Raw genomic sequence first — 2,481 nt, 5'->3', positions numbered from 1 at the left:
AGGAGACCGCCTGAACCCGCCCCCCTCTTCCCAGTATGGGCTCACCGGGGCATGCGATACAGCACGATCTCGGAGCGTGGCGCGGGGAAGAGGTACTCCGCGCCCCGCTGCTCGCGCAGTGCACGCTCCGCCGCCGAGCCGCGCCGCACGCCCACCCAGCGCGGCTTCAACGCGTCGATGCGCGCGAGGTAATCCCTCACCTCGCCTTCGCTCGGCACGTACTCCACCCGCGTGCGGTAGTCCCGGGTGAAGAACTCCGAGAGGAAGTTCACCGACTCGTCATAGGTCACCACGTCGCCGGCCTTCAGCTCGCGCTCTTTGATGAGGTTCCACTCGGTGGTCCACAGCCAGTCCACCACCTGCAGCGCCGAGCGCTCCAGCGGATCCGCACGCAGCGCCCGCTTGAAGGACTTCGCATACATGAACAGATCCGCCATCTGGACCTGCGCGCTGGCCCCCTGCCAGAAGGTGACGCCGAGGAGCACCAGGAAGAGCAGGGACAGACCGGGCCGCAGCGGCCCGCGCACCAGCCTCGCGTGGACGACTCCCAGGGCCACCAGTCCCGCGGTGGCAACGCCTATCACGAAGCGTGGCCACCACGCCGCCTGCACCGTCAGCGCCACCAGCGCGAGCCCCAGGATGGGCAGGTTGCGCTTCCAGCTCCTCGGGCTCGCCAGCTCCAGCACCAGCAACAACAGACACGGCACCAGCAGATACGCGAACACCGGGCCGAAGCCTCCCGTGCGCACGTCCGGCCAGAAGGTGGGCGACTCCACGTACCAGCTCCGCAGCAGGTGCGCGAAGGCCCCGGGCGCGCCGAAGAAGAGCGGGCTCTCGCCGGGCGGCGTGCCATAGAAGGCGGCGGGATCGAACAGCCCCGGCAGCTCGGTGCCCAGCAGCGGCACCTTCACCTTGAAGGCCCACAGCGGGTTGCCCGTCTTCCACAGGTTCTGGAAGTACTTGAACGAGCCCACCGCCATCAGCGCGAGCAACGACAGCACCACGTCCCCCGCTCGCCGCCACCGCTCGCCCCGCGCCTCCCACAACTCCAGCGCGCCCCGAGCGGCCACCCACGGTCCGAGCATCAGCAGGTGGAAGGCCCCCGTCATCTTCGTGCCCGCGTACAGCCCGAGCGCCAGCAGGCACATCCACCGGTCTCGGGCGGTGGGACGCTCGCGCATGAAGAACACCGCCGCGCTCAGGAAGGCACCGCACGCCACGTCCACGTGCGTGCTCCACACCTGGAGGAACATGGGCGGCAGCAGCACCCACGCCGCGCCCACGCCCGCCGCGAAGGCCTTGCGTGCTCCCGCCGCATGCGCCCAGGCCGCCGTCACCGCCGCGCCCAGCACCGCGAAGGGAAGCTGCGAGCTGTCGTCCAGCCGGTTGTCGAGCGGGAAGATGCAGTTCCACGCCGCCAGCAGCTCCACGTTCTTCGGGTGGCTCTGCGTCCACGGCACCGACGTCTCGATCCAGTCCAGCGACGCGGTCTGGATGGCGTAGGCGGTGATGGGCACGTGGTACCACGTTGGATCCCACGTCCAGGACTTGTAGATCCACACCAGCAGCGAGGCGAAGAGCAGCACGCCCGCGGCGGCCACCACGGTGAGCACCGCCGGCTCGCGCTCCCGCCAGGCCTCGCGCGCCAACCGCGCGGGCGCGCCCAGGTCCGAGTGCAGCAGCGCCAGTGCCCGCTCACGTCCCAGCCGGCGCCACGCGCCCCACGCCGGCACCGCGAACACCCCCGGAGCCAGCAGCCCGAGCCACACCGGCCGCAACAGCCCCGGCACGCCCAGCGCCTGCATGGCCACGAGGATGAGAGTGGGCGCCACCAGCAGCGTGACGATGAGGCGGTGCGGCACGCCCTTGTCCGGGTAGAGCGCCGCCGCCACCAGCCAGCCGGCCCCCAGGCACATCAGCGTCTCGATGATCCAGATGATCCAACCCATGGCGCTCGCGGAGGCGGACAGTGCCCCAGCCCCGCCAGCCCCGCAAGCCGCGCGTCACCGCCGTGCGCCGCGCCGGGCGCTAGTCGCGGTCGTAGATGGGGTTCTCCGTCAGCCACGCCGCGAAGAGCGCGTCCGCGAAGGCCTTGCCGGGAATGAGCGCACCCCGGCTGCCCTCACCGGAGACCATCAGCCCCTTGTCCGGCAGGTAGGTGATGAGGAGGCTGTCGCCCTTGCGCACCGCGCGCAGCGACTGGACGAGCTGCTCCGAGTGCCGCCGCATCTCCGGCGAGCGCATCTCCGAGCTCTGGCCGAGGAAGTCGCGGAAGGCATCCGCGAGCTGCTCGCGCTTGATGCTGCGCCGGAAGTGGAGCTGAAGCTGCTTGGGCCCCTGGGCGGCGATGGCCTCCTTCGTGGAGGCCGGTTTCTGCTCCAGGTACAGGCCCCAGACATAGATCTCGAAGAAGAGCTTCTTCTTGAGCTCCATGTGGTCCAGGAGCAGCTCCTTGCCCTGGAGGGAGATGGCATCCGGTAG

2 protein-coding genes are annotated in these 2,481 nt (G+C 70.2%); both read right to left on the bottom strand.

Annotated elements, in window-relative coordinates; all coding sequences use genetic code 11:
• Window positions 1-41 precede the first annotated feature (41 nt).
• Entirely contained in the window at window positions 42-1,949 is a 1,908-nt protein-coding gene (locus VF697_RS42655; protein WP_331104416.1) for a hypothetical protein, read from the bottom strand.
• Between the two features lie 79 nt (window positions 1,950-2,028).
• Window positions 2,029-2,481: chalcone isomerase family protein (locus VF697_RS42650; protein WP_331104414.1), on the bottom strand; the 453-nt coding region annotated here is incomplete at its 5' end.

The sequence above is a fragment of the Archangium sp. genome, from assembly GCF_036388035.1.
Lineage (GTDB): Bacteria > Myxococcota > Myxococcia > Myxococcales > Myxococcaceae > Archangium.
Note: the sequence above shows the minus strand (reverse complement) of the source record. Positions and strands in the feature narration are given on the sequence as shown.

Bases quoted from the DNA above. Each gene is read 5' to 3' on its own strand.
- VF697_RS42655 (WP_331104416.1), bottom strand. From the start codon at position 1,949: ATGGGTTGGATCATCTGGATCATCGAGACGCTGATGTGCCTGGGGGCC.